Source organism: Nocardia sp. NPDC058497 (assembly GCF_042720195.1).
Classification (GTDB): Bacteria; Actinomycetota; Actinomycetes; order Mycobacteriales; family Mycobacteriaceae; genus Nocardia.
In genome coordinates this window covers 1-3,971 of sequence record NZ_JBHXMY010000040.1, presented here as the reverse complement: position 1 = coordinate 3,971, position 3,971 = coordinate 1, and the positions used below count along the sequence as shown (strand labels likewise).

The 3,971-nt window shown below is 65.8% G+C and carries 3 protein-coding genes; all 3 read left to right on the top strand.

Translation table 11 applies throughout. The features are described 5' to 3' along the window. Positions 1-259 precede the first annotated feature (259 nt). The 3 genes from ACFWPJ_RS05090 to ACFWPJ_RS05080 are packed head-to-tail and all read left to right on the top strand — an operon-like array spanning position 260 to position 3,804. A complete protein-coding gene (locus ACFWPJ_RS05090) occupies positions 260-1,090 on the top strand; it encodes a hypothetical protein (RefSeq protein ID WP_378847344.1) in 831 nt (276 codons plus the stop codon). A gap of 30 nt (positions 1,091-1,120) precedes the next feature. Further along, complete coding sequence (locus tag ACFWPJ_RS05085; RefSeq protein ID WP_378847342.1) at positions 1,121-3,055, top strand: fumarate reductase/succinate dehydrogenase flavoprotein subunit; 1,935 nt, start codon at positions 1,121-1,123, stop codon at positions 3,053-3,055. A gap of 2 nt (positions 3,056-3,057) precedes the next feature. Next, on the top strand, positions 3,058-3,804 hold the full coding sequence (locus tag ACFWPJ_RS05080) for a succinate dehydrogenase/fumarate reductase iron-sulfur subunit (protein ID WP_378847340.1): 747 nt from the start codon (positions 3,058-3,060) through the stop codon (positions 3,802-3,804). Positions 3,805-3,971 lie beyond the last annotated feature (167 nt).

Sequence of the window (3,971 nt, the reverse complement as noted above, 5' to 3'; positions counted from 1 at the left end):
GTTTCGTTGAGACACAGAGAGCCAAAAACAAACCCACAACGAGTGCCCCGGGGGGGGCCCGCCCCCCCCCCCGGCGCCCCCCCCCCCGACCCCTGTCCAGACCTGGTGCTGTGACAGAGATCACCAGGGTGGGTAACGGGCGGTTGGGGGAGACCCGACTCGAGCGGCGATAACACAGGCGTATGGTGCTCCACATCACAATCCATCGCGGTGGGGAATGATCAACCGCCGCACGGCCTAGATCAGCGAGGCATCCAGCGTGAGTGCCGCACCGACCACCACCCCGCCGTCCGGCACGGGCGTCTTCAGCAAGACGAGAGCCCGTATCGCCGCGCGCACCCTGCGCACCGACCGGTGGTGGCTGCCACCCCTGCTCACCGCGATCGGCCTGGCCGCCTTCGTCGGCTACGCGACGATCAGATCGTTTGTGCGCACGGCCTATTGGGTGCCGCAGTACCACTATCTGACGCCGTTCTACTCCCCGTGCCTGAGCGACTCCTGCGCACCGGGTTCGAGCCATTTCGGCACACCGTTCGGTGAACTCCCGATGTGGATCCCGCTCGGCTTCGTGGTGCTGCCGTTCCTGCTCGGCTTCCGGCTGACCTGCTACTACTACCGCAAGGCCTACTACCGGTCGGTGTGGTTCTCCCCGCCCGCCTGCGCGGTCGCCGAACCGCACGCGCGCTACACCGGTGAGTCGCGGCTGCCGCTGATCATCCAGAACTCGCACCGCTACTTCTTCTATGTCGCGGTGGTGGTCTCGCTGATCAACACCTACGACGCGATCTACGCATTCCACGGTGACACCGGCGGTTTCGGCTTCGGTCTCGGCAATATCGTGCTGGTGGTCAACGTCATTCTGCTGTGGGCCTACACCCTGTCGTGCCATTCCTGCAGGCACATCGCGGGCGGCAGGCTCAAGCACTTCTCCGCGCATCCGGTGCGGTACTGGTTCTGGACCCAGGTCTCCAAGCTCAACACCCGCCACATGGCGCTGGCCTGGACCACCCTCGGCACCCTCGCGCTCACCGACTTCTACGTGATGTTGGTTGCGAGCCAGACCATTTCTGACCTGCGGTTCGTCAACTGATTTCGCGTCGACTCGAGGAGCTTCATCGACATGCCAGAAGTGGAACAGCACGACTACGACGTCGTGGTGATCGGGGCGGGCGGCGCCGGATTGCGTGCCGTCATCGAGGCAAGAGAGCAGGGGCTCTCGGTCGCGGTGGTGTGTAAGTCGTTGTTCGGCAAGGCGCACACCGTGATGGCCGAGGGCGGTTGCGCTGCCTCGATGGGCAATGCCAACGAGAAGGACAACTGGCAGACCCATTTCAAGGACACCATGCGTGGTGGCAAGTTCCTCAACAATTGGCGGATGGCCGAACTGCACGCGCGGGAAGCTCCGGACCGGGTGTGGGAGCTGGAAACCTATGGCGCGCTGTTCGATCGGACTCCCGACGGGCGGATCAGCCAGCGCAACTTCGGCGGCCACACCTACCCGCGCCTTGCTCACGTCGGCGACCGGACCGGTCTGGAACTGATCCGCACCATGCAGCAGAAGATCGTGTCGCTGCAGCAGGAGGACCACGCCGCCACCGGTGACTACGAGGCCAGGATCAAGGTGTTCGCCGAGTGCACGATCACCGAACTGCTCACCGACAACGGCCGGATCGCCGGCGCCTTCGGTTACTGGCGCGAGTCGGGCGGGCTGGTGCTGTTCAAGGCGCCCGCGATCGTGCTCGCGACCGGCGGCATCGGCAAGTCCTACAAGGTGACCTCGAACTCCTGGGAGTACACCGGCGACGGGCACGCGCTGGCACTGCGCTCGGGCGCGACGCTGATCAATATGGAATTCCTGCAGTTCCATCCGACCGGCATGGTCTGGCCGCCGAGCGTGAAGGGCATCCTGGTCACCGAGGGCGTGCGCGGTGACGGTGGCGTGCTGAAGAACTCCGAGGGCAAGCGGTTCATGTTCGACTACATCCCGCCGGTGTTCAAGGGCCAGTACGCCGAGACCGAGGCCGAGGCCGATCAGTGGTTGCGCGACAACGATTCCGCGCGCCGCACCCCCGACCTGCTCCCCCGCGACGAGGTCGCCAGGGCGATCAACGAGGAGGTCAAGGCCGGGCGCGGCACCGAACACGGCGGCGTCTACCTGGATATCGCCTCCCGCATGCCCGCCGACGAGATCGTGCGCAGGCTGCCGTCGATGCATCACCAGTTCAAGGAGCTGGCCGATGTCGACATCACCGCCGAACCGATGGAGGTCGGCCCGACCTGTCACTACGTGATGGGCGGTATCGAGGTCGACCCCGATACCAGCGCGGGCGGGGTGCCCCGCTTGTTGGCCGCCGGGGCGGGGTGCGGGGGTGTGCGCGGGTGGAACCGGCTCGGCGGCAACTCGCTGTCGGACCTGCTGGTGTTCGGCAGGCGGGCCGGGCTCGGCGCGTCGGCCTACGTCCAGCAGCTGACCGAGCGGCCCGCACCGGCCGACGCCGATATCGCGGCCGCCACGAAAACCGCACTGGCACCGTTCGATCCGCCGGTGGCCGGTCCCGGCGAGAACCCCTACACCCTGCACAGCGAGTTGCAGCAGACGATGAACGACCTGGTCGGCATCATCCGCAAGGAACACGAGGTGCGCGAGGCGATCAAGAAGCTGGCGCAGCTGCGCGCCCGATTCGCCGATGTCACGGTGGAAGGGCAGCGGCAGTTCAATCCCGGCTGGCATCTGGCGCTCGACCTGGCCAACATGCTGCTGGTCAGCGAATGCGTGGCCGAGGCCGCGCTGTTGCGCACCGAGAGCCGCGGCGGGCACACCCGCGACGACCACCCCGGGATGAACCCGGACTGGCGCAACACACTGCTGGTCTGCGCGATCGACCCCGCCACGGCGGGACAGCAGATGCCGGCGATCAAGGTCACCCCGGCCGATCAGACGCCGATGCGCGAGGACCTGCTCGCCCTGTTCGAACTCAGCGAACTCGAGAAGTACTACACCGAGCAGGAACTGGCCGAACATCCGGCCGCGAGCTCGGCCGAGCGAAAGGCGTAGCGATGGGGTACGACGCCCGGTTCCGGGTCTGGCGCGGTGATGTCGACGGCGGCGGTCTCGAGGACTTCACGGTGCTGGTGAACGAGGGCGAAGTGGTGCTCGACATCATCCATCGCCTGCAAGCCACCCAGGCGCCCGATCTCGCGGTGCGCTGGAATTGCAAAGCGGGCAAATGTGGTTCGTGTTCGGCGGAGGTGAACGGCAGGCCGCGGTTGCTGTGCATGACGCGAATGTCGACGTTCACCCAGGACGAGGTGATCACGGTGACGCCGATGCGCACCTTCCCGATCATCAAGGATCTCGTCACCGATGTCTCGTTCAATTACGAGAAGGCAAGGGAGATACCTTCTTTCACGCCTCCTGCCGATCTCGCGCCGGGCGAGTACCGGATGAAACAGGTCGATGTGGAGCGCTCACAGGAGTTCCGCAAGTGCATCGAGTGCTTCCTGTGCCAGAACACCTGCCACGTGGTGCGTGATCACGAGGACAACAAGCAGGCCTTCGCCGGGCCGCGCTATCTGATGCGCATCTCCGAACTGGAGATGCATCCGCTCGACACCGCCGATCGCCGGGAAATGGCGCAGGAGGAGGCGGGTCTGAGCTATTGCAATATCACCAAATGCTGCACCGAGGTGTGCCCGGAACACATCAAGATCACCGACAACGCGTTGATTCCGTTGAAAGAGCGCGTCGTCGATCGCCAATACGACCCGATTGTCTGGCTGGGCAACAAACTGTTCCGGCGGTAGGTAGCTGCGCCGGGGGGGGGGCCCCCCCGCCAACCCCCCCCCCACCACAAAAAAAAAACACTCAACCTAGCGCGGGGGGCGGCGGGGGGGGGGGGGGCCCCCCCCCCCCCCGGGCCAGGACGGCATCAGTGCGAGATCGCCTTCTCCGCACCGACACCGGTGAGCGC

Coding starts and splice junctions, on each gene's coding strand:
- ACFWPJ_RS05085 (WP_378847342.1), top strand. CDS start 1,121: ATGCCAGAAGTGGAACAGCACGACTACGACGTCGTGGTGATCGGGGCG.
- ACFWPJ_RS05080 (WP_378847340.1), top strand. CDS start 3,058: ATGGGGTACGACGCCCGGTTCCGGGTCTGGCGCGGTGATGTCGACGGC.